The following is a 19,991-nucleotide window of genomic DNA, read 5'->3' as shown; positions in this document are numbered from 1 at the left end:
GTCAGGACTTCAAGGCCGCGATCAACTTGGCCGCGTTCTCCTGCAGGACCTTGTCGTCTTCCTTGCGGCTGGCGGCCGGCAACATGGCCACGCCGTCATGGCGCGGCAGCACGTGCATGTGCAGATGAAACACCACTTGTCCGCCGGCGGCTTCGCTGAACTGATGCACGCTGATGCCGTCGGCGTTGAACGCCTTCATGGCGGCCAGCGCGATCGTCTTGGCGCCGCGGGCGACATGGGCGAAGTCATCAGGCGCGATGTCGAGGATGTTGCGGGAGGGAGCCTTCGGGATCACCAGCGTGTGGCCCGTGACCCGCGGCATGATGTCGAGGAAGGCGAACACGTGCTCGTCCTCATAGACCTTGTGGCAGGGTAGCTCGCCGCGCAGGATCTTTGCGAAGATGTTGTTAGGGTCGTAGGCGGTCATGGCGGGGCTCCCGGATCTTGCGGCTTACTGTCACCAGCCCCACACGCACGTCAAGGCGCCTCGTCGATGCCTTTCCGGAAGGGGCCGAGCTCGGCGAGCTCCCGTCCGGCCTCCGCGACATAGGCGCGCTCGCGCTTGAGGTAATCGTCGATGGCGCGGCGCAAGCCGGGGTCGGCGATGAAATGGGCGGAGTGCGTCGTCCGCGGCAGGTAGCCGCGCGCGATCTTGTGCTCGCCCTGCGCGCCGGCCTCGACATGCGTGAGGCCGTGTTTGATGGCGAAGTCGATCGCCTGGTAGTAGCAGACCTCGAAATGGAGGAAGGGATGATGCTCGACCGCACCCCAGTTGCGCCCGAACAGCGTGTCCGAGCCGATGAAGTTGATGGCGCCCGCGATCCAGCGGTCGTTGCGGCGGGCCATCACCAGCAGCACGTCCTGGCTCATCGTCTCGCCGATCAGCGAGAAGAATTCGCGGGTGAGATAGGGGCGGCCCCATTTGCGCGAGCCGGTCTCCATGTAGAACATGAAGAAGGCATCCCAGGCGTCTTCGGTGATGTCCTTGCCGGTGAGCCAATGGATGGTGATGCCGGCGGCGAGCGCATCGCGCCGCTCGCGCTTGATCGATTTGCGGTGACGGGAATTCAGCGTCGCCAGGAAATCGTCGAAGCTGGCAAAACCCTCGTTGCGCCAGTGGAACTGCTGGTCGGTTCGCTGCAGGAAGCCGTGCTGGGCGAGAAGTTTCCATTCGGCCTCGCGCGCGAAGGTCACGTGCACCGAAGAGGCCTTGCTGACGCCGCACAGCGCCACCAGACCGCTCGCCAGCGCCTCGGTGATACGATCGTGGTCGACGCCGTCGCGGACCAGCAGCCGCGGCCCCGTCGCCGGCGTGAAGGGAACCGACACCTGAAGCTTGGGATAGTAGCGCCCGCCGGCGCGCTCATAGGCGTCCGCCCAGCCGCGGTCGAAGACGTATTCGCCCTGGCTGTGTGATTTCAAATAGCAGGGCACGACCCCGGCGACGCGGCCGCCGATCTTGGCCACGAGGTGCCGCGGTCCCCAGCCGGTGCGGATCGTGGCCGAACCCGATTTCTCGACGGCGGACAGAAAGGCGTGGGAGACGAACGGGTTGTAGGCAGGCTTTAAGAGGCCGAGCGAATCGCCTGGAAGCCCGGATGAGGTTCCCAGGCCATGGCCGTTGCAGATGTTGCCAGGATTGGCGCAGGCGTCCCAATCCTCCGGCGAAACTTCGCCAATGGACGGGACCGCCTCCAGGGTGATGTCGGATGATGCCATTACGCCCAAGATCGTGCATTGCAGCAGCGACTTCAAGGGTCGGGAACATCAAGCCTACGGCACGAAGCCCTCAAAGATCATCTGATCGGCATATCGCGCAACCCGCGTCCGCTGCTCCGGTGTGCGGGTGGTCCAGCCGAGCAGGGCGCAGCCGAAGACGTTGCGGGCGACCCAGGGGGCCGGCGCCGGCAAATGGTCGACCTTGAAGGCGACGAAGTGCGGCTGGGTCTGGAAGCCGTGGCGCAGGTACAGCATGCTGTCGCGCTGCGTCTCGGTCAGATAAGCCCAGTATTCGTCCTCATAGCTCCGCTGGGCGACGATGCCGCGCGGGCGGGAGGGCAGCAGCTCTCGCAGCGCCAGCACCTGGTCGGGATCAAAGGACATGCCGACCGCGTGCCCCTGATAGGAGGCCAGCACCTCGGCCATCCGCTTCACCAGTTTGCGGTCGCCGTCGAAATGGCTCTTCACCTCGATCACCAAGGGGACGCGGCCGGCGACCATGGCGCAGAGGTCGCCAAGCGACATCATCCGCTCGGTCGTGTCCTTGAATGTGATGGCCTTCAGCTCGGCCGCGGTCTTCGCAACGACCGGGCCGCTGGCATCAGTGAGGCGGCCGAGCGCATGGTCGTGATGTACCATGGCCTCGCCGTCAGCCGAGAGCTGGATGTCGACCTCGATCGCAAAATTGCCTGATATCGCAGCCTGCACCGCGCCCGGCATGTTTTCCACGATGCCACGCGAGATGTCATGCAGGCCGCGATGGGCGACCGGCCGCGCTGTCAGCCAAGCAGGAGCACGCACGATATCGGCCTCAGGCGACCTCGAACACGCCTTCCACCTCGACCGCCGCATCCGCGGGCAGCGAGGCGACGCCGACGGTGGTGCGGGCGTGGCGACCCTTGTCGCCGAAGGCTGCGACCATCAGGTCGGAGGCGCCGTTGAGCACCTTCGGTCCATCCAGAAAATCCGGTGCGGAGTTGATGAAGCCGCCGAGGCGCACCACGCGTACGACCTTGTCGAGGTCACCGATGGCAGCCTTGACCTGCGCCAGCAGGTTCACCGCACAGCCGCGCGCCGCCGCGGCACCGTCCTCGAGCGAGACGCCGGCGCCGAGCTTGCCCTTGGCGATCAGCTTGCCTGATGGGTCGAAACAGACCTGGCCGGAGACGAACAGCAGATTGCCGGTCCGAACGAACGGCACGTAATTGGCGACGGGGGTGGGGGCGTCGTGCAGCTTGATGCCCTGTTCCGCCAGTTTCTGCTCGACCGTGCCCGCCATGTTCGACCTCGATGTCTGAAAACTCATCTGCTCCGGCGCCTCTCGTGACGGCCGGGCGCGCCCTGTTTCGCCCATCATGCCGTCACATGCAAGCAAGCCGATCAGGCGGTGGAACGCCGTGGGCGGGCTGTATTTTCCTGAGGCAGGTCAGGAGGTTCAGCGCGGAGGCGCAACTTTACGTGAATCTGCCCCAGTTGCGACGCAATGGAACGGTCATTAAAGTGTCGAATCTGCGTGTCCCCCAGGGAATAGACATGGTGCACCTTTTCCGGACTTCACTCGGTGTGATCGCGCTCGCCGCGGTCACTGTCGGCGCCGGTGGTGGCGTGCATGCAGCGAATGGTCCCTTCCTCGCGCATCAGGCGCTCTATGATCTGAGCCTGGTCAAATCGCGCTCCAGCTCCATCAACAGCGCCCGCGGCCGCATCCTCTACAATTTCGCCGGGAGCGCTTGCGAAGGCTACACGTCCGAATTCCGCCAGGTCTCCGAGCTCGACAGCGGCGAGGGCAAGATCACGCTCAGCGACCTCCGCTCCAATTCCTGGGAGGACGCCGCGGGCAAAAGCTACCGCTTCAAGATCGAGACGCGGATGAACGAGACCGAGGCGGGTCTCGTCGACGGCTCGGCGGAGCGCGACGGCGACCACATCAACGTCAAGCTGAAGCTGCCGGCGCCGAAGAACTTCACCCTCGACGGCAAGATCGTGTTCCCGACCGAGCAGATCCAGCGCATCATTGCCGCTGCCAAGGACGGCAAGCCGCTGCTGGAGCTCTCCGTCTATGACGGCTCCGACGATGGCCAGAAGGTCTACAACACGCTGACCGTGATCGGTCAGCCGATTTCCGACGACCGCACCGCCTCGCCTGATCCGTCGACGTCGGACGAGCACATGAAGTCGCTGAAGCGCTGGCCGGTGACGGTCAGCTATTTCGACCGCGACGTCCAGCAGAAGGAGGGCGAGCAGACGCCCGTCTATGCGATGGCGTTCGAGCTCTACGAGAACGGCGTCTCTCGCCAGCTCCTGCTCGATTACAACGATTTTGTGATCTCCGGCGCGATGGGCAAGTTCGACGTCAAGGACAGCAAGCCCTGCAATTGAGCGGCGCGAGGCTAGCCCTCAACGCCATCTCCGGTTACGCTCCCGTCCAATCACAAACGTCGGGAGCCAGCCCATGCCCAAGCTCGATCATCTCCGCCCCAGCGGCCTGCACCACAACCCCGCTTATTCGCACGTCGTCACCGCTTCCGGTGCGCGCACCATCTACATTTCCGGGCAGGTCTCGACCGACGAGGAGGGGCGGATCGTCGGCGAGGGCGATATCTCCGCGCAGACGACGCAGGTGATGCAGAATCTCGGCCATGCGCTGAAGGCAGCCGGCGCCACCTACGCCAACATCGTGAAGATCACGACCTTCGTCGTCGGCTACAAGCCGGAGCTGCGCCCCATCATCGGCAAGGCCCGCTCGGCCTTCTTCCAGGGCATGGAGCCGCCGGCCTCGACGCTGGTCGGCGTTTCCGCGCTTGCCGCGCCGGAATGGCTGATCGAGATCGAGGCGATCGCGGTCGCGGATTGATTGCGCTGAACGCGACGCGGGCGACGCGTCCCCTTGTCGGGCCGCGTCCGCCCGCGCTTTTCGCAAGACTGAAAAAACAACCCCATGCACAGTAGAAACGCGATCGCCCGCCGGCACCAGGTCGGCTCGGTCAGGTCGTTGCGGCGTCGAGCAAATCGGCGGCATCCAGGCAAGGATCGCCGCATCTGCGGCTCGGGTCCGTTTTCGTCATCAGCCGGGCCGCCACGGGGCGCGATTCAGATCGGCGCGATTTCGTATTTTACGAATATCGTTTGATGCGTCGGGCAAAACAGTGGTACTATCCCATGCTGGTCGTTTTCGGAGATCGCTCTCGAAATGAGATCACCTGACGTGTCCGACACCCGGAAACTGACGCCCGCGACGCTCTTCGCGCTGCTTCTCCTGTTCGCGATCCCCGCGAGCGACTGCTCCGCGCAGACAGCGCCGCCGCCATTCGACGAACATGCGCTCGAGCACGTGCCACGAACGGTCAAGAAGAGATTGGCGACCCAGTTTTCGCTAGGCGCGTTCGCCGGCCGCTTCGAGGAGACGCCGCTCAGTGCGGTTCGCGAAGCCGTGGGCGAAGGGACCATCCAACATCAGGGCGACGCTGCAGGTAGCATCTCTTGGCTGTGCTACAGGCGCGGGCAGCATCGACTATGGCTGTCCAGCGGAGAGATCGGCGGCGCGGACCATCGCGTCACGGAGATCGTTGCAGAGCTCACCGACAAGGACGCCGAGACCTCGGCCGATTGCCCCATCATCCCGGAAAAGTTCGCGCCCCTCGTCGTCGACGGCAAGCTGCATTTGGGCATGTCGCGTTCGGAGGTCGTCAAGGCGCTGGGACCGCCATCGAAGTCGGAAGCTGCCCAGATGGTGTATTCGCACGCCGGAAAGCTCCCACACGGTTTCGATGAGACCGCATGGTTCGTTCTCCGATTTCGCGAGGAAAAGCTCGTGTCCATGCGCGGCGGCAAGACCACGACGAACTGAAGTGGCTGCCAGCAGCCGCTTAGCGTCGCTACGTGTCTCGGTGACCCGGATCCATAGCCGATATCCGTGGCACTTGAAGCCTTCCAGATCAAACCGCTACGATCGAACTTGATCCATCGGAGCGACCTTGCGGCGGTGTGCGGGGGCGGCCGACGTGGGAGTCGCCATCATCGGTTCAGATTTGCTCACCAAGGCCGGATTGGCGATTGCGCGCGCCTCCTTGATCGCTGCCAGCGTACGGCTGTCGAGATTGTAGAGATCGCGGCGGATTTGCAGCTTGCCCGCGTCGTCGACGAAGGCCGTCTGGTAGGTCAGGTAGATCCAGATTGGCCCTGACTCCAGCGGAATCTCCTGCTCGATGCCATCGGCGTACAGACCCCTGACCTTCTCCGCCGTCCACTGCAGCTCAGGGTGCACCATGCCGGCGAGGACTTCGGCGTATTTGGGAGCATCCTGCACGCGCATGCAGCCGTGGCTCTCGGCGCGCACAACATGGGCGAACAGATATTGGTCCGGGGTGTCGTGCTGAAACACCGTCAAGCGATTGAAGAAATTGAATCGGATGTGGCCCAGCGGATTCTGGCCGCCCGGTGGCATAAATATCTCCGTCTCGCCGTCGACGCGTTTCATGCGAAACCCCATACGCGCCAGCGTGCCGGGTTCTCTCGCCTCCGCCGGCAGGTACTCGTTCCGAACGATCGACTGCGGCACCTTCCAGGTCGGGTTGATGGAGATGGAGTCCATCTGTTGCGCCAGGAGCGGGCTCGGCATGCTCGGCTTGCCGATCACGACGCGCGAGGTCCAGATCTGCCGGCCGTCCTGGATCACCTTGAGGGTGAAATCCGGCTCGTTGACCTCCACGCGCGATTTGCGCACGTCGCGGTGGTACCAGCGCCAACGCTCCATATTGGCGATGATGGTATCGATGCGGCCGTCGTTCGTGGGATTGAGCTTCTTGACCGTGCGAGCATCCAGATTGCCGGTCGGCGGCAGATCGTTGCTGCGCTGATAGTCTTTGACGGCCTCGGCAAGCTTCTCATCGTAGCGCAGATCGGTAGCCTCGCCGGGAACACCAAGACGCTCGCGCAATTGCGGAACGCGGGCATCTTCCATTGGGCGCTTGCGGTTGAGGGTGAGCACGCGACCCGGTGCGATCCCGTCGCCGGCGCCGCCAGCACTCTTGCCGCGCAGCTGCGCCAGCGCGGCCTTGAGCTTCTGATAGTTCTCGTACGGCGGGCTGAACTGATCAAGCGCCTGGCCGGCGTCGTTTCCCTCGACGACGGCCGCCAGCACCACGGCTGGATCGGGCGCACGCTGCGGCAGCGCGATGTTGTCCTCCCTCACTTGGCGATGGGGCATACGTCCGGCCTGCAAGTGCCTCGCATAGGTCAGCATCGTCTGCGTGAGGCTCAGTTCGGCCTCGGCCAGCGCGTCCGGCGAAAGCCCGGCAAAGGCCGGCGTTTTGTAATCGGCATGGTCCAGACCGTCGGCGTCGGCGTTCTTGAGGCGCGCAATCACAGCCATGCTCCGCGCATTCTCCACGCCCTTGTCGAGCCATAGCGGCGCCAGATTGCGCTTTTGATAGAAGGCTTCGACGGCCGCTTGAACCTTTTCGTCCGTGAAGATCGGGTTCGGTTTCGTGGCGAGAAGATCGCGAACGCGCTCCGCGACTGCGCGGTCGGCAGGATCGAGGGAAGCCAGCGGATCAGCGGGACGATCCGGTTCCGGCGTCGTCGCCGGAGCAGCCGTCTGCGCAGCGCTGGCCGGCGGCGCGGCGAGGGGCTGGCCGGAAGAGGGGGCGCCCGGTTTCGACGGGTCGGTCAGACCTGCCTGGGACGGCTCCGTCTGTTGCCCGAGCGCAGGCATTGGCGCCGTGAGCAGAAATGCAACCGCTGCGCTTGCGAGGATTTGGTCAAGACGGAGCGCACTCATTGGATTCCCCCAGAATCTTGGTGGCCGGAGTGAACACTTTATCGGTCCGACCAGCAACAGGCGGCGTCCCGGTTCCCGCCACTTTCGGGCGGTTCGTTGCGACGAAATTGGACGTTGCTTGTTGGCCCCGAAGCTATCCTCTTCGATCGCCGCTGGTTCTGAAGTGGAGGTAGACCGACAAGCTTAAGGCGGGTCGAATGGCTGCTGTTGAGCCTAGGCGGAAGCCTGCGGGCGTACTGGCCAGCGTGACAAAACGCTTCTGCATCCGTCCAGGAACGGTCCAAGATAGGTCTGATCAAGGTAGAATTCGAATTCGTGCGATTGGGTCATATGGTCGGGTGTGATCATGAATCTTGCGGTCACGTGGCCGCCAGTGCCGCATTGGATTGTAATCTCCAAATTCGGCTCCAAAGAACGTAGCCGGGCCTCACCAACCAACACCGTGTGGAGCGTTTCAAGTTCTCGGGTGAAGCTCGCTAGGTCGGGCGCAAAAACAAAGCAACCCTGCGCCTGAACTACCGCCCCGGGTGCTTCGATCCGTGCTCGCACGTTCAACCAGTTTCCGTCCCAATAATCAGTAGCATTGGGGAATTGGCGACCGAACACCCAAAGTGAGAACCCGCCGAGCTTAAGGTCTGGTTCGACTGAATCCATAATACCTCACGTATAGAGCGCTCGCCACGCTAGCACATTTGCTTTGTGGATCACGTCGCTTAGTGGCGCCTTCGACGACCTCGGCAGACTTCCGCTTTTCCGCCGCTGTCAGGGGTTCAGCAGACATCAAATGGCCAGCTGCTTATGACCCAGCCTTGGCTTCGTTCGGCCGGCTCATGTCTTGCAACAGAGCCATTGCTTCATCGGCCCTGTCGTGGGGCACGAAGAGGTGGTCGTGATGAAAGGCCGACACGGCGTTGACGCTGATGCCGGCTTCGGCGAGGCGCGCAGTGATGGCCGCCAGGAATCCCACGGCGTCGAGTGCGGAGTGGACTGACAAAGTGATCAGGCGCGAGGGGAATGCATGGTTCAGCCCTGCGGCTTCGGCGTCTTCAAGAGGGATAACCAGCGTCGTTCCTTCCTGCTCGCGGAACGTCAGCAGCGGATTGAGGGCTGCCGGGAGGCTCGCGTTTGGCGCGATCGTGCAGAATACGAAGATGCCCGGCTGCAGCTGTGGCTTCAGGTTTTTCAGCAGCGCAGTGAGGTCGCGTTCGGCTGGCATGGTGCTTCCACAATGTCGTCCTGGCCTAGTGCGCAATTGCGCTCGGGAGCCAGGACCCATTACCCCAGGGAGAAGTTGCGGCGCCGAGCTGTCAACCACCAATCTTCGCCAAATGATGGCCGGTGGTAATGGGTCCTGGCTTTCGCCAGGACGACCCCGGGGGGATGGCGTCGCGCACACCGTACATCACTCCCGCTCCGCCTTCTCCGGCCCCTCATAGGCGATGCCGCGGATCACGGCGGCGTTGCCGAACTTCTTGCGCAGACTGTCTACGGCGCGCTCGGCATGGGCGGCGCGGCGGTCGAGCATGTCGGTGTCGTCGGCGGGGGAGCCTTCGCGCAGTGCGCTGACGCCGGCGCCCATCAGGCGGAAGGCGGTGCCGTCGATCTCCTTGGCCAGCATCTCGCGGCAGATCGAAAAGATCTTTGCGGCAAGCTGCGTCGGCGCCGCGATCGATTGCGAGCGCGTCCGCTGGCGAAAATCGGCGGTCTTCAGTTTCAAGGTGACGGTCGAGCCCGCAAGCTCGCTGCTCTTGAGCCGCGACGACGTCTTCTCGCACAGCCGCCACAGGATCTTTTCCAGCGAGGCAAAATCGCGGATATCCGTCTCGAAGGTGGTTTCGCTCGAAATTGTCTTGGCACCGCGATCGGCTTCGACACGGCGGTCGTCGATGCCGCGCGCAAGCCGCCACAGCCGGCGGCCGTCGCTCGGGAATTGCCGCATCAACTCGATCTCATCGGCCTTTTGCAGATCGGCGATGATGCGGAACCCGCGCTGCACGAGGCGCTCCTGCGTTGCGGGCCCCACACCGAAAATGAAGCCGACCGGCTTCTCGGCCAGCATCGTGCGCGCTTCTTCCTGATCGAGCGCAGCGAAGCCGCGCGGCTTGTCGAGATCCGAGGCGATCTTGGCCAGGAACTTGTTGCAGGACAGGCCAACCGAGACGGAGATGCCGATATCGCGCTCGACGTCGCGGGCAAAGCGCGCCAGCACTTTTGCGGGGATCATGCCGTGGACCCGCTCGGTGCCGGAGAGATCGAGAAAGGCCTCGTCGATCGAGAGCGGTTCGACCAGCGGCGTCAGCGCCTGCATGGCCTGCCGCACCTCACGCCCCACGCGAACATATTTCGCCATGTCAGGCCGGATGACGGTCGCGTGCGGGCAGGCTTCCAACGCCTTGAACATCGGCATCGCTGAGCGCACGCCATAGGTCCGCGCGATGTAGCAGGCCGCCGAGACCACGCCGCGCTTGCCGCCACCGATGATGACGGGCTTGTCGGCGATATCAGGATTGTCGCGCTTCTCGACCGTCGCGTAGAAGGCGTCGCAGTCGACATGCGCGATGGTCAGGCTGGCGAGCGCGCGGTGACGGACGAGGCGAGGGGAGCCGCAGGTGGAACAGCGCCGCACGCCCGAATCTTGTACACGGACGTCCAGATCGGCCAGGCAATCCCGGCAGAAGCAGCGGGGCCCGGCCGCCTCTAGGGCGCTCACGGCACGTCGCGCTCCCATGTTCGGTCGCCGAGCGCATCGCCCAGCACCTGCCGCGCCGCAGCAACGTTGGTCGGGTGCAGTTCCGCAGCCTTGGCAAAGGCCTTCACGGTGTCGTCATCGCGGAGCACGAAATCGAGCACGCTGAGCAGGAAATTCGGGTCGGAAGCCGCGTTCCGGAGCGTCTCCGGACCGACCCCTGTCTCGGCCAGAAACAGGCCCAGCCGCTCGGGCTCGCCGGCGACGAAGGACAGCGCCTGAATCGCAACGATTTCAGCGACTTCGCGGGGGTTGTGAACAGGCTTTTTCAAGGGCCCGGTTTGCCTTTCCGTTAACTTTCGGTGTCTACTTTGGAATATGCCCGAGTCTTGAGGGTGAGTCTCGGCTTTGAGTCCAGCGGCCCCGGGCAAGCAACTGGAAACCACATCGCGGAAAGTGGCCCCTCGGGTTTAACGAAACTCGAGCAAATCTGAGGCTAGTTTGAATCCAGTTTTCGAAGCGTCGGAAAGCGGCGCCTGAGGCGTCACATGCACCGGTCCTTGGACCAAACAGGAGGGCGGGATGGCTAAGACCGTCCTGATCGTGGAAGACAACGAGCTCAACATGAAGCTCTTCCGCGACCTGTTGGAAGCGCACGGCTACCAGACCACCGGCACCAGCAACGGCTACGAGGCGCTCGACCTCGTGCGCAAGATGCGGCCCGACCTGGTGCTGATGGATATCCAATTGCCGCAGGTCTCGGGCCTCGAGGTGACGCGCTGGATCAAGGACGATCCGGAGCTGCGTGCCATTCCCGTCGTCGCGGTCACGGCCTTCGCGATGAAGGGTGACGAAGAGCGCATCCGCGAGGGCGGCTGCGAAGCCTATTTGTCCAAGCCGATTTCGGTCGGCAAATTCATTGAGACGGTCCGGCGTTTTATCGGGTAGGGAGTGAGTAGAGTGTCCGCGCGTATCCTTGTGGTCGATGACGTTCCCGCCAACGTCAAGCTGCTGGAGGCCCGTCTCTCGGCCGAATATTTCGACGTGATGACAGCCTCGAACGGTACCGAAGCGCTGGCGCTGGCCCGCCGCGCCGAATGCGACATCATCCTGCTCGACGTGATGATGCCCGATCTGGACGGCTTCGAAGTCTGCCGCCGCCTCAAGACCGATCCGGCCACGCACCACATTCCCGTCGTGATGGTCACCGCGCTCGACAGCCCGTCCGACCGTAATCGCGGCCTGGAGGCCGGCGCCGACGACTTCCTGACAAAACCTGTCTCCGACGTCGTGCTGATCGCGCGCGTGCGCTCGCTGACGCGGCTGAAGATGATGACCGATGAGCTGCGCATGCGCGCCATCACCTCGCTCGAGATCGGCATGCAGGCGCCCGAGCGCAGCGCCATCGCCGACACCGGCAAGGGCGGCCGCATCCTGCTGGTCGACGATCGCGAGTCCTCCTATGAGCGGCTCGCGACGATCCTCGCCGCCGAGCACACCATCGACGTCGAGCCGAACCCGACCGAAGCGCTGTTCCACGCCGCCGAGGGCAATTACGATCTCCTGATCGTCTCGCTCGACCTCAACAATTTCGACGGCCTGCGGCTCTGCAGCCAGGCCCGCTCGCTGGAGCGCACGCGTCACGTGCCGATCCTTGCGATCGCGGAAGCGGAAAACGCCACGCGGCTGCTGCGCGGCCTCGAGATCGGCGTCAACGACTATCTGCTGCGCCCGATCGACAAGATCGAGCTGCTGGCCCGCGCCCGCACCCAGATCCGCCGCCGCCGCTACACCGATCACTTACGCGACAACGTGCAGAACTCGATCGAGATGGCGATCACCGACGCGCTCACCGGCCTGCACAATCGCCGCTACATGGAGAGCCATCTGGCCACGCTCGCCGAGCAGGCCTCCACGCGCGGCAAGCCGCTGGCGCTGATGATCCTCGACATCGACTATTTCAAGTCGATCAACGACAATTTCGGCCATGACGGCGGCGACGACGTGCTGCGCGAGTTCGCGGTGCGCGTGCGCAAGTCGATCCGCGGCATCGATCTGGCCTGCCGCTACGGCGGCGAGGAGTTCGTCATCGTGATGCCGGAGACCGATCTGCACGTCGCCGGCATGGTCGCCGAGCGCCTGCGCCGCTCGATCGCAGGCGAGCCGTTTGCCGTCCACAAGGGCACCAAGCGCGTCGAGGTCACGATCTCGATCGGCCTGACCACGCTGGAGCAGAAGGGCGAGGCCGTCGCCGACGTCCTCAAGCGCGCCGACACGGCGCTGTATCGTGCCAAGCACGACGGGCGGAATCGGGTGGTGTCGCAGGCGGCTTGAGGCCGGCTATACGCCACCAGCTGTCGTCCCCGCGAACGCGGGGACCCATAACCCCAGGGAGGAGTTATGGAGCGAGCTCGTCACTCCGAGTCTTCGCAAAACTATTGCTGCGGCGTATGGGTCCCGGATCTGCGCTTCGCTTGTCCGGGACGACAGTCATGATCGCGGCTCGCGCTTGCCCTTCAGCGGCTTCGCATCACCATCCACATCCACCCCGGCATTCCGCAACAACACTTTCGCAGCCTCCTTCGCCGCGCGCGCCATTGCGGGATCGTCGCGCACCAAATCCTGTGCGATCGAGCCGTCGACCAGCAGCACGAGTTGCGTTGCGAGCGCGTCGGCTTCCGCAACGCCGAGCTCGGCCAGCCGCTCGCGAAACCAGACGCGGCGGCTTTCCTTGAAGGCGATGGCGATCTTCTTCACGGCGCGGTCGGTGGGACCGAGCTCGGCGACCGCATTCACGAACGGGCAGCCGCGAAAATCCTTCGCCGAGAAGCGCCGCTCCAGCGAATCGAAGGTGGCGAGAATCTGCTCGGCCGGCGGCTTGTCGGAGGGGCGGGCGTGGACGAAGCGGCGCTCGAGATAGGCTGCGATCAGTGCGTCCTTGGACGGGAAGTGGTTGTAGAGCGTGCGCTTGGAGATGCCGATCTCGGCCGCGATGGTGTCGACGCCGATGGCACGAATGCCTTGCAGATAGAACAGCCTGTCGGCGGTTTCGAGGATCCGCGTCTTCATGTCGGATTTTTCGGCGGACGGCATAACACAGACCTGTGTAACAAGCGGCTTGACAGCGCGGTCCCTCTATAGGCTAATTACACAGGTCTGTGTAATCAAAATCAACGCGAAGCGCAGACGCCGGCGCGCGTGCCGCGCCCATGTGGGAGAACAAAAATGCCCCTGTTGCAGGTCCTGCGCCCGACATTGCCGATCCTGATCGGCGCCTCGATCATGCTGACGCTGAGCATGGGGCTGCGGCAGTCGCTCGGCATCTTCATGCAGCCGCTGACGCATGACATCCACCTCTCGGTGTCGGACTTCACGCTGGCGCTGGCGGTGCAGAACCTCGCCTGGGGCTTCCTCCAGCCGCTCGCCGGCGCGATGACGGTGCGCTACGGCTTTCGCCCGATCATGATGGTGGGCGCGTTGATGTACATCGTCGGCCTCATTCTGATGACGACTGCGAACGGTCTCGTCAGCATCATGATCGGCGCCGGCGTGCTGATCGGCACGTCGCTGGCCTGCACTGCGGCTGCGATCGCGATGTCGGTGGCGGCGCGCGCGGTCCCTGCGACGGTGCGCTCCACCGTGCTCGGCATCGTCTCGGGCGCAGGCTCGCTCGGCGCGCTGCTGTCGGCGCCGATCGGACAGATGCTCAACGAGGGATTTGGCTGGCGCATCGGGCTCGCCGGCTTCGTCATCATGTCGGTGCTGATGATTCCCGCCGCCTGGTATGCCGGCCGCGTCGACGCCATCCCGCTGCCAAAACCTGCCGCCGACGACATCGGCGACGCGACAGCCACCTCGGTGGCGACGGCGGCGTTCGGCAACGCCTCCTTCGTGGTGATGACCTGTGCCTATCTCGTCTGCGGCATGCAGCTGGTGTTCCTCACCACGCATCTGCCGTCGTATCTGGCGATCTGCGGCCTCGATCCGATGCTGAGCGCGCAGACGCTCGGCATGATCGGCGGCTTCAACGTGCTGGGCTCGCTGTTCTTCGGCTGGGCCGGCCAGCGCTGGAACAAGCTGGCGCTGCTCGGGGGCATCTACATCTTCCGGTCGATCGCGCTCGCCTGGTACTTCATGCTGCCGGCGACGCCGGCCTCGACGCTGCTGTTCGGCGCCATCATGGGTTTCCTCTGGATGGGCGTCGGCCCGCTGGTCGCAGGCGCCGTCGCCGAGATGTTCGGCCTGCGCTGGCAGGCCATGATCCAGGGCCTTGCCTTCATGAGCCACCAGATCGGAAGCTTCCTCGGCGCCTATGGAGGAGGGGTGATCTACGACGCGCTCGGCTCCTACAACATGGCCTGGCGCATCGGCGTGGCGCTGGGATTGGCCGGCGGCATCATCCAGGTGGCGTTCGCGCTGATCCGTCCGTCGCAGCCGCCGTCGCCGGTGTTGCGCATGGCGTAGGTGGGGCGGGGGATTGCTAGTTTGAGCCAATCCGTCTTGCAACGCGTTCTTGTCGAGCGGCCCCGTAGCAGGGCTTAGGCTTACGCTGCCGCAATCGCACCTATCGGGGACGCGGATTGCGGACTGGAGGAGTCGGTTGTTGCACATAAGGATTCTGCAAGCACATCGCGGACAGGCCCACGGTCAGGGCCCGACACTCGTCCCACGAACTATACTGGCACGAAATCGAGCTGCTGCCGCCCCATTCCCACCTCTGCATGCAGACCGGGTAATTGCCGCCGAAGCGTTGAGCTGTGGCCGGAGCGGGCGCGAACATTGAGATCCAGACGACGAGAAGAAAGGGCAGCGCGCGCATCGTGTGACTCCCGAGATTTGCACTGCGGACATAGAGATTCCGATCCTGCAGGCACTTCAATAATACTAAGCCGCTCGCGGAGCAAAGGAAGCAGGCTATTTGCCCGGCGAAATCATCATGCCCTATGCTGGTGCATTCGAGTACCATCGAACTGAAGCGAGCCGAGAATCATCGCGAGCAGGTCGTTGAGTAGGATCGGTCGCCATTGTTTTAGCGAGGATCGAGCGGTGCCATACTGGGTCAAACGGATCAAGCTCAAGTCTGGCGAACTCTTGACTGAGAGAGAGCTGGGCCGCGATGAAAACTATTTTGAGGGCACCGCGCCTGTCGTGGGTGACGTGATAAGCGTCCGTTGTCGGGGGCGAGATTTCGACGTCAGGATCGTCTCGGGCAACTGGCCCGGAAGAGTCCATGCGGCCGAGACAGTTGTGCTGCTGCGGGCGGAGGAGATTTAGCGTGTTGAGGACCGTTTCGTGTTTGCGATCGCGGTAGCTTGAGCGCTCGCGCGCCGATCAGGCGGGCAGGAGCGCAGATTGATCCAGCCTCGACTGCCGTGTGGCGACCTGCTGCTCCAGCTCGACGCGAATCTCGTCAACGACGCCAGCCCAGTCGCCTCGCGCCGATTGTCTGAAGAGCCGCATCGAGTGATACCACGGGCTGTCGTCGCGCCGGAGCAGCCAGCGCCAGTCGGGATTGAACGGCACCAGCGTCCAGACGGGCGCACCGAGCGCGCCGGCGAGGTGGGCGACGCTGGTGTCGACGGAGATAACCAGGTCGAGGCAGGACATCAATGCAGCTGTTTCGCTGAAATCCGTCAGATGTTGCGTGAGGTCGACGATGTCACCGCGTTCGTCGAGGAAGGCGCGGTCCTGATCCCGGACGCCTTTTTGCAAGGACACGAATTGAGCGTCGCAATCGAGCAATGGCGCAAGCGTGCGCAGGGCCATCGACCTGTTGTGATCGTTCTTGTGATCGGGATTGCCGGCCCAGACGAGGCCGACGCGGAATCGATTGCGCGGACCAAGCCGGCTCTCCCACGCATTGACGCGCGCCGCTGGCGGTGGAGGAACGTAGCCTCGCGCGAACGGGATGGTCTCGAGCCGTGTCCCGAACGCCAGCGGCAGCGTGCCGAGGGGGCAGTGCAGGTCGAAGGCCGGCGCGGAGGATCGGCCGATACATTCTGCGACACCCTCGATGCCGCAAAGTAGCTGCTGGATCGGCGGCTCGACCTCCAGGATGACCTTGGCTCCGAGTGCGGCCACCATGGGCACATAGCGCGCGAATTGAATCGCATCGCCGAGTCCCTCGTCGGAGTGCAGGAGGATGGTCTTGCCTTCGATGGGCTGGTCGCCACGCCAAAGCGGTTTTGTGAAGCCGCGATCGACCAGGCCGACGGATGGCAATCTCCAGCGCGCCTCGCGCGCGAGCCAGCCGTGCTCCAAGTCGCCTGTCAGGAGCTGGAGCGTCGCGAGATAAAACAATGTCTGCGCATCGTTTGGCGCGGCCGCGAGCGATCTGCGCAGGGTCGAGAAGGCCTCGTCGATCAATTGCAGATGCAACAAGACGACGGCCTTGTTGTTGAGCACGGCATGGAAATCCGGGCGAAGCGCCAGCGCGGAGTCGAAACAGGCAAAGGCCTGCTCCAGCCGGCCAAATCGCCAATGCAGCAGGCCGAGATTATTGTGGGTCTCCGCAAGGCTCGGATCCAGCGCGATGGATTTTTCGTAGTCGGCTTGCGCTTCTTCGAAGCGGTTCAGCGCCGACAGGCAGACGGCGCGCATCTGATGCAGCGCTGCGGAGTTCGGACCGAGTCTCTCCGCAACATCGAAGCACCGTACGGCGTCCGCATGCCGGCCGAGTTCAAGCAGCAGCATGCCGCCATTATGCGCGGCCTCCCAATAATGCGGATCGAGCTTCAGGGCCTGCTGCAGGTGCTGCGCGGCCTCATCCTTGCGTCCAAGCTGCCAGAGCAGATTGCCGACGTGATTCCACAGGCCCGCATCCTCCGCCTTGAGGCGCAGGGCGTGGCTATAGTGTTGCTGCGCGTGCTCGAGCCGCCCCTGGCGCTCCAGCACCGCAGCGAGGCTCAGGAGGTACTCTGCCTTCGGCGCCTGCTGGACCGCGCGGCCGATCCATTCGACGGCGGCGTCGGGCTGCTGCGCGTGAAAACAGAGCACACCAAGCAGATGGAGCGCATCCGAATGTTGGTCGTCTAGCGTCAGCGCCTGCTGGCAACACAGTTCGGCCTCGGCAATGCGCGCCCGTTGAAGATGCGCGAAACCTGCCTGGGCGAGGGAGCTCGGCGTGACCTTTCCGGATTGTTTGGCCGCGGTGGCCCGGCGCTCTCTGCGATTCATGACCGGCTGGAAGATGATCCGAAGCAGCCCCGCAAATGGAAGGCAGCAGGCTGCTTCTTCTAACCATGCCAGGATTTCGCGAGGCTGGCGGCGGCGCTTGGTCGGAGCCCAAACGAAAACGGGGCCCGAAAGGGCCCCGCAAAGGTCTTCAGCGTCTTGCCGATCTTACTTGATCTTGGCTTCCTTGAATTCGACGTGCTTGCGCGCCACGGGATCGTACTTCTTCTTGACCAGCTTGTCGGTCATGGTGCGCGAATTCTTCTTGGCGACGTAGTAGAAGCCGGTGTCAGCCGAGGACACGAGCTTGACCTTGATGGTGACCGCTTTGGCCATGTTCTGAACCTCAGAAAATTGGGGAATCTGGAGCCGGCCAAACGGCCCGCGTTGGCCGGCAACCTAGCCAGAAACCGGGGGAAGTCAAGGATTTAGGGGCAGAAAACCACTCAAATCGGCCCGATCAGGCCTCGAAGAACCGGTTTTTCGGCCGGGGAAGGCCCAGATTCTCCCGCAAAGTGGCTCCTTCATATTCCTTGCGGAAAATCCCGCGCCGCTGCAGCTCCGGGACGACCTTGTCGACGAAATCGTCGAGGCCGGCGGGCAGGAACGGGAACATGATGTTGAAGCCGTCGGAGCCGCGGCCGACCAGCCATTCTTCCATCTGGTCGGCGATGGTTTGTGCCGTGCCGACAAACGACAGCCCACCATAGCCGCCGACGCGCTGGGCGAGCTGGCGCACGGTGAGCTTGTCGCGCTTGGCGAGGTCGACCATGCGCTGGCGGCCGCTCTTGCTGGCGTTGGTTTCCGGAATCTCGGGCAGCTGGCCGTCCGGATCGAAGCCGGAGGCATCGGTGCCGAGGATCACCGACAGCGAGGCGATGGCGCTGTCGTAATGCACGCGGCTGTCGAGCAAAGCGCGCTTCTCCTTGGCTTCGTCGACGCTGTCGCCGACCACGACGAAGGCGCCGGGGAGAATCTTCAGGTGCTCGGGGTCGCGGCCGATCTTTTCCATGCGGCCCTTGATGTCGGCGTAGAGCTTCTGCCCGTCGGCAAGGCTGCCGCCGCCGGTGAACACGGCTTCCGCTGTCTCCGCCGCGAGTTGCTTGCCGTCCTCGGAGGCACCGGCCTGTACGATCACCGGCCAGCCCTGCACGGGCCTCGCAATGTTGAGAGGCCCGCGCACCTTCAGATATTTGCCCTGATGGTCGAGCACATGCATCTTTGAAGGCTCGAAGAAAAGTCCGCTCTCGACGTCGCGCACAAAGGCGTCGTCGGCAAAGGAATCCCAGAGCCCGGTGACGACGTCGTAGAACTCGCGGGCGCGCTTGTAGCGCTCGGCGTGCTCCATGTGGTCGTCGAGGCCGAAGTTGAGCGCGGCATCCGGGTTCGAGGTGGTGACGATGTTCCAGCCTGCACGGCCGCCGCTGAGATGGTCGAGCGAGGCAAAGCGGCGGGCGACGTGGTAGGGCTCGTCGAACGTGGTCGAGCCGGTCGCGATCAGGCCGATGCGCTCGGTGACGGCCGACAGCGCCGAGAGCAGGGTGAACGGCTCGAATGAGGTCACGGTATGGCTGCGCTTGAGCGCATTGATCGGCATGTTCAGCACGGCGAGGTGATCGGCCATGAAGAAGGCGTCGAACTTGCCGGCCTCGAGCTTCTGGATCAGCTGCTTGATGTGAGCGAAATTGAAGTTGGCGTCGGGCCAGGCTCCGGGATAGCGCCAGGCGCCGGTGTGGATGCTGATCGGGCGCATAAACGCGCCGAGCTTGAGTTGCCGTTGTGCCATCGCGCCCAAAATCCCGTTCTGGTGTCGTTGGGCAAAGACATAGGCACGCCGGGGAACTCCGCCATTGGGGGAGGCGGGAAGAATTTTTTGTTTTTCGCGACAGCTTCAGCACAATCGCGTCATTCCGGGCTCGCGCTACGCGCGCCCCGGAATGACGAGAAGGGAGCTCGAACCTACCTACCCCTGGCTCCGACCAAGCCAAGGCCTCGTAACAAGCCAAGGCCTCGTAAGGAGACTTCAATGGCAGATGCAATGACTGTAGACGGCAGCATCGTCCGCATCGACCGGCCGATGCCCTGGTTCGGCCGGCTGCTGTCGCTGCCGCTCTTGGCGGCGAGCGCCTATCTGCTCTGGAATGTCGCGCTCGGCCTGCGCCAGGATTATTCCGGTTTCGGCAGGCTCGCCGACGACCTCGTGCCGGTGCTGGTGTTCACCGGCCTTGGGCTGCTGATCGGCATTCCCGGCTTGATCCTGCTGACGTTCCGCAGCTTCGTCGTTCTCAACGAGACGCTGCGGCAGATCGTGATCACCAGGCAGTTCGGGCCGGTGAACTTTCGCAGGTCCCGAAGTCTCGCCGACTATCACTTCATCAGCATCACCGACGACTACGATCCGCAATTGACGACCTATGACGTCAATCTTTGCGGCAGCAAGGGCACCGAAGCGATTTCGCTGATGAGCTTCACCAAACGCGAGGATGCCAACCAACTCGCTCGGGAACTCGGGTGCGCGCTGAAACTGCCGGCGCGCGACTATGTCGGCACAGAGCCCGACGCGGACGAATAGCCCGCTCGGCCGTCATTCCGGGGCGCGCCTCTTGGCGCGAGCCCGGAATGACCAGAGAGCCG

General features: G+C 63.8%; 21 protein-coding genes. 7 read left to right on the top strand and 14 right to left on the bottom strand.

What is annotated here, in order from left to right; all coding sequences use genetic code 11:
* Position 1: 1 nt before the first annotated feature.
* Genes M2427_RS09570 through M2427_RS09555 form a run of 4 tightly spaced genes read right to left on the bottom strand, consistent with a single transcriptional unit; the run spans position 2 to position 2,998 of the window.
* Positions 2–427 (bottom strand): HIT family protein, encoded by a 426-nt coding sequence (locus M2427_RS09570; protein ID WP_280705996.1) that lies wholly within the window; start codon positions 425–427, stop codon positions 2–4.
* Positions 428–477: 50 nt separating this feature from the next.
* Positions 478–1,719 (bottom strand): GNAT family N-acetyltransferase, encoded by a 1,242-nt coding sequence (locus tag M2427_RS09565; RefSeq protein ID WP_280705995.1) that lies wholly within the window; start codon positions 1,717–1,719, stop codon positions 478–480.
* A gap of 54 nt (positions 1,720–1,773) precedes the next feature.
* Positions 1,774–2,520, bottom strand: a complete 747-nt coding sequence (locus tag M2427_RS09560; protein WP_280705994.1) for a glycerophosphodiester phosphodiesterase — start codon at positions 2,518–2,520, stop codon at positions 1,774–1,776.
* Between the two features lie 10 nt (positions 2,521–2,530).
* On the bottom strand, positions 2,531–2,998 hold the full coding sequence (locus M2427_RS09555) for a RidA family protein (RefSeq protein WP_280705993.1): 468 nt from the start codon (positions 2,996–2,998) through the stop codon (positions 2,531–2,533).
* Between the two features lie 254 nt (positions 2,999–3,252).
* Here M2427_RS09555 and M2427_RS09550 point away from each other — a divergent pair, with 254 nt between their 5' ends.
* From M2427_RS09550 to M2427_RS09540, 3 genes are all read left to right on the top strand, one after another.
* Positions 3,253–4,098, top strand: coding sequence for a cell envelope integrity EipB family protein (locus M2427_RS09550; RefSeq protein ID WP_280705992.1), 846 nt, complete (start codon positions 3,253–3,255; stop codon positions 4,096–4,098).
* A 73-nt stretch (positions 4,099–4,171) separates the two neighbouring features.
* Positions 4,172–4,573, top strand: a complete 402-nt coding sequence (locus M2427_RS09545; protein ID WP_280705991.1) for a RidA family protein — start codon at positions 4,172–4,174, stop codon at positions 4,571–4,573.
* Positions 4,574–4,909: 336 nt separating this feature from the next.
* Positions 4,910–5,566, top strand: coding sequence for a hypothetical protein (locus M2427_RS09540; protein WP_280705990.1), 657 nt, complete (start codon positions 4,910–4,912; stop codon positions 5,564–5,566).
* 96 nt (positions 5,567–5,662) lie between these two features.
* Here the strand turns inward: M2427_RS09540 and M2427_RS09535 are convergent, their stop codons facing one another.
* The 5 genes from M2427_RS09535 to M2427_RS09515 form a co-directional block, all read right to left on the bottom strand.
* Positions 5,663–7,432: a L,D-transpeptidase family protein gene (locus M2427_RS09535; RefSeq protein ID WP_280705989.1), complete on the bottom strand. Its 1,770-nt coding sequence runs from the start codon at positions 7,430–7,432 to the stop codon at positions 5,663–5,665.
* A gap of 279 nt (positions 7,433–7,711) precedes the next feature.
* A complete protein-coding gene (locus tag M2427_RS09530) occupies positions 7,712–8,152 on the bottom strand; it encodes a hypothetical protein (protein ID WP_280705988.1) in 441 nt (146 codons plus the stop codon).
* 142 nt (positions 8,153–8,294) lie between these two features.
* The gene (locus tag M2427_RS09525) at positions 8,295–8,714 is read right to left on the bottom strand and encodes an ACT domain-containing protein (protein WP_280705987.1); all 420 of its coding nucleotides are present in this window, start codon (positions 8,712–8,714) and stop codon (positions 8,295–8,297) included.
* A gap of 186 nt (positions 8,715–8,900) precedes the next feature.
* On the bottom strand, positions 8,901–10,208 hold the full coding sequence (locus M2427_RS09520) for a DNA polymerase IV (RefSeq protein WP_280705986.1): 1,308 nt from the start codon (positions 10,206–10,208) through the stop codon (positions 8,901–8,903).
* The gene (locus tag M2427_RS09515) at positions 10,205–10,516 is read right to left on the bottom strand and encodes a DUF3572 domain-containing protein (protein WP_280705985.1); all 312 of its coding nucleotides are present in this window, start codon (positions 10,514–10,516) and stop codon (positions 10,205–10,207) included. The genes M2427_RS09520 and M2427_RS09515 overlap by 4 nt, the downstream gene beginning before the upstream one ends.
* 250 nt (positions 10,517–10,766) lie before the next feature.
* Between M2427_RS09515 and M2427_RS09510 the strand changes: the two genes are divergently transcribed.
* Both M2427_RS09510 and M2427_RS09505 read left to right on the top strand, forming a co-directional pair.
* Positions 10,767–11,132, top strand: a complete 366-nt coding sequence (locus tag M2427_RS09510; protein WP_027547216.1) for a response regulator — start codon at positions 10,767–10,769, stop codon at positions 11,130–11,132.
* A gap of 12 nt (positions 11,133–11,144) precedes the next feature.
* Entirely contained in the window at positions 11,145–12,518 is a 1,374-nt protein-coding gene (locus tag M2427_RS09505; RefSeq protein ID WP_280705984.1) for a PleD family two-component system response regulator, read from the top strand.
* A gap of 156 nt (positions 12,519–12,674) precedes the next feature.
* Here M2427_RS09505 and M2427_RS09500 read toward each other — a convergent pair whose 3' ends face one another.
* Positions 12,675–13,253 carry a TetR/AcrR family transcriptional regulator gene (locus tag M2427_RS09500; RefSeq protein ID WP_280705983.1) on the bottom strand — a complete coding sequence of 193 codons (579 nt, stop codon included), beginning with the start codon at positions 13,251–13,253 and terminating at the stop codon, positions 12,675–12,677.
* Between the two features lie 156 nt (positions 13,254–13,409).
* Between M2427_RS09500 and M2427_RS09495 the strand changes: the two genes are divergently transcribed.
* A complete protein-coding gene (locus M2427_RS09495) occupies positions 13,410–14,648 on the top strand; it encodes an MFS transporter (protein ID WP_280705982.1) in 1,239 nt (412 codons plus the stop codon).
* Between the two features lie 100 nt (positions 14,649–14,748).
* On the opposite strand, the gene M2427_RS09490 is transcribed toward M2427_RS09495, so the two are convergent.
* The 4 genes from M2427_RS09490 to M2427_RS09475 form a co-directional block, all read right to left on the bottom strand.
* Entirely contained in the window at positions 14,749–15,003 is a 255-nt protein-coding gene (locus tag M2427_RS09490) for a DUF3551 domain-containing protein (RefSeq protein WP_348521919.1), read from the bottom strand.
* Between the two features lie 512 nt (positions 15,004–15,515).
* Positions 15,516–17,360: a tetratricopeptide repeat protein gene (locus M2427_RS09485; protein ID WP_280705980.1), complete on the bottom strand. Its 1,845-nt coding sequence runs from the start codon at positions 17,358–17,360 to the stop codon at positions 15,516–15,518.
* A gap of 165 nt (positions 17,361–17,525) precedes the next feature.
* Positions 17,526–17,693 carry a 50S ribosomal protein L33 gene (gene rpmG / locus M2427_RS09480; protein WP_057756569.1) on the bottom strand — a complete coding sequence of 56 codons (168 nt, stop codon included), beginning with the start codon at positions 17,691–17,693 and terminating at the stop codon, positions 17,526–17,528.
* A gap of 124 nt (positions 17,694–17,817) precedes the next feature.
* Positions 17,818–19,143, bottom strand: a complete 1,326-nt coding sequence (locus M2427_RS09475) for an LLM class flavin-dependent oxidoreductase (protein ID WP_280705979.1) — start codon at positions 19,141–19,143, stop codon at positions 17,818–17,820.
* A gap of 240 nt (positions 19,144–19,383) precedes the next feature.
* On the opposite strand from M2427_RS09475, the gene M2427_RS09470 reads away from it, so the two are divergent.
* Positions 19,384–19,929 (top strand): hypothetical protein, encoded by a 546-nt coding sequence (locus M2427_RS09470; RefSeq protein WP_280705978.1) that lies wholly within the window; start codon positions 19,384–19,386, stop codon positions 19,927–19,929.
* The last annotated feature ends 62 nt before the right edge of the window (positions 19,930–19,991 follow it).

The sequence above is a fragment of the Bradyrhizobium sp. BR13661 genome (genome assembly GCF_029892425.1).
Classification (GTDB): domain Bacteria; phylum Pseudomonadota; class Alphaproteobacteria; order Rhizobiales; family Xanthobacteraceae; genus Bradyrhizobium.
The sequence above is the reverse complement of the archived record's forward strand: the minus strand, read 5'-3'. Positions and strand labels throughout refer to the sequence as shown.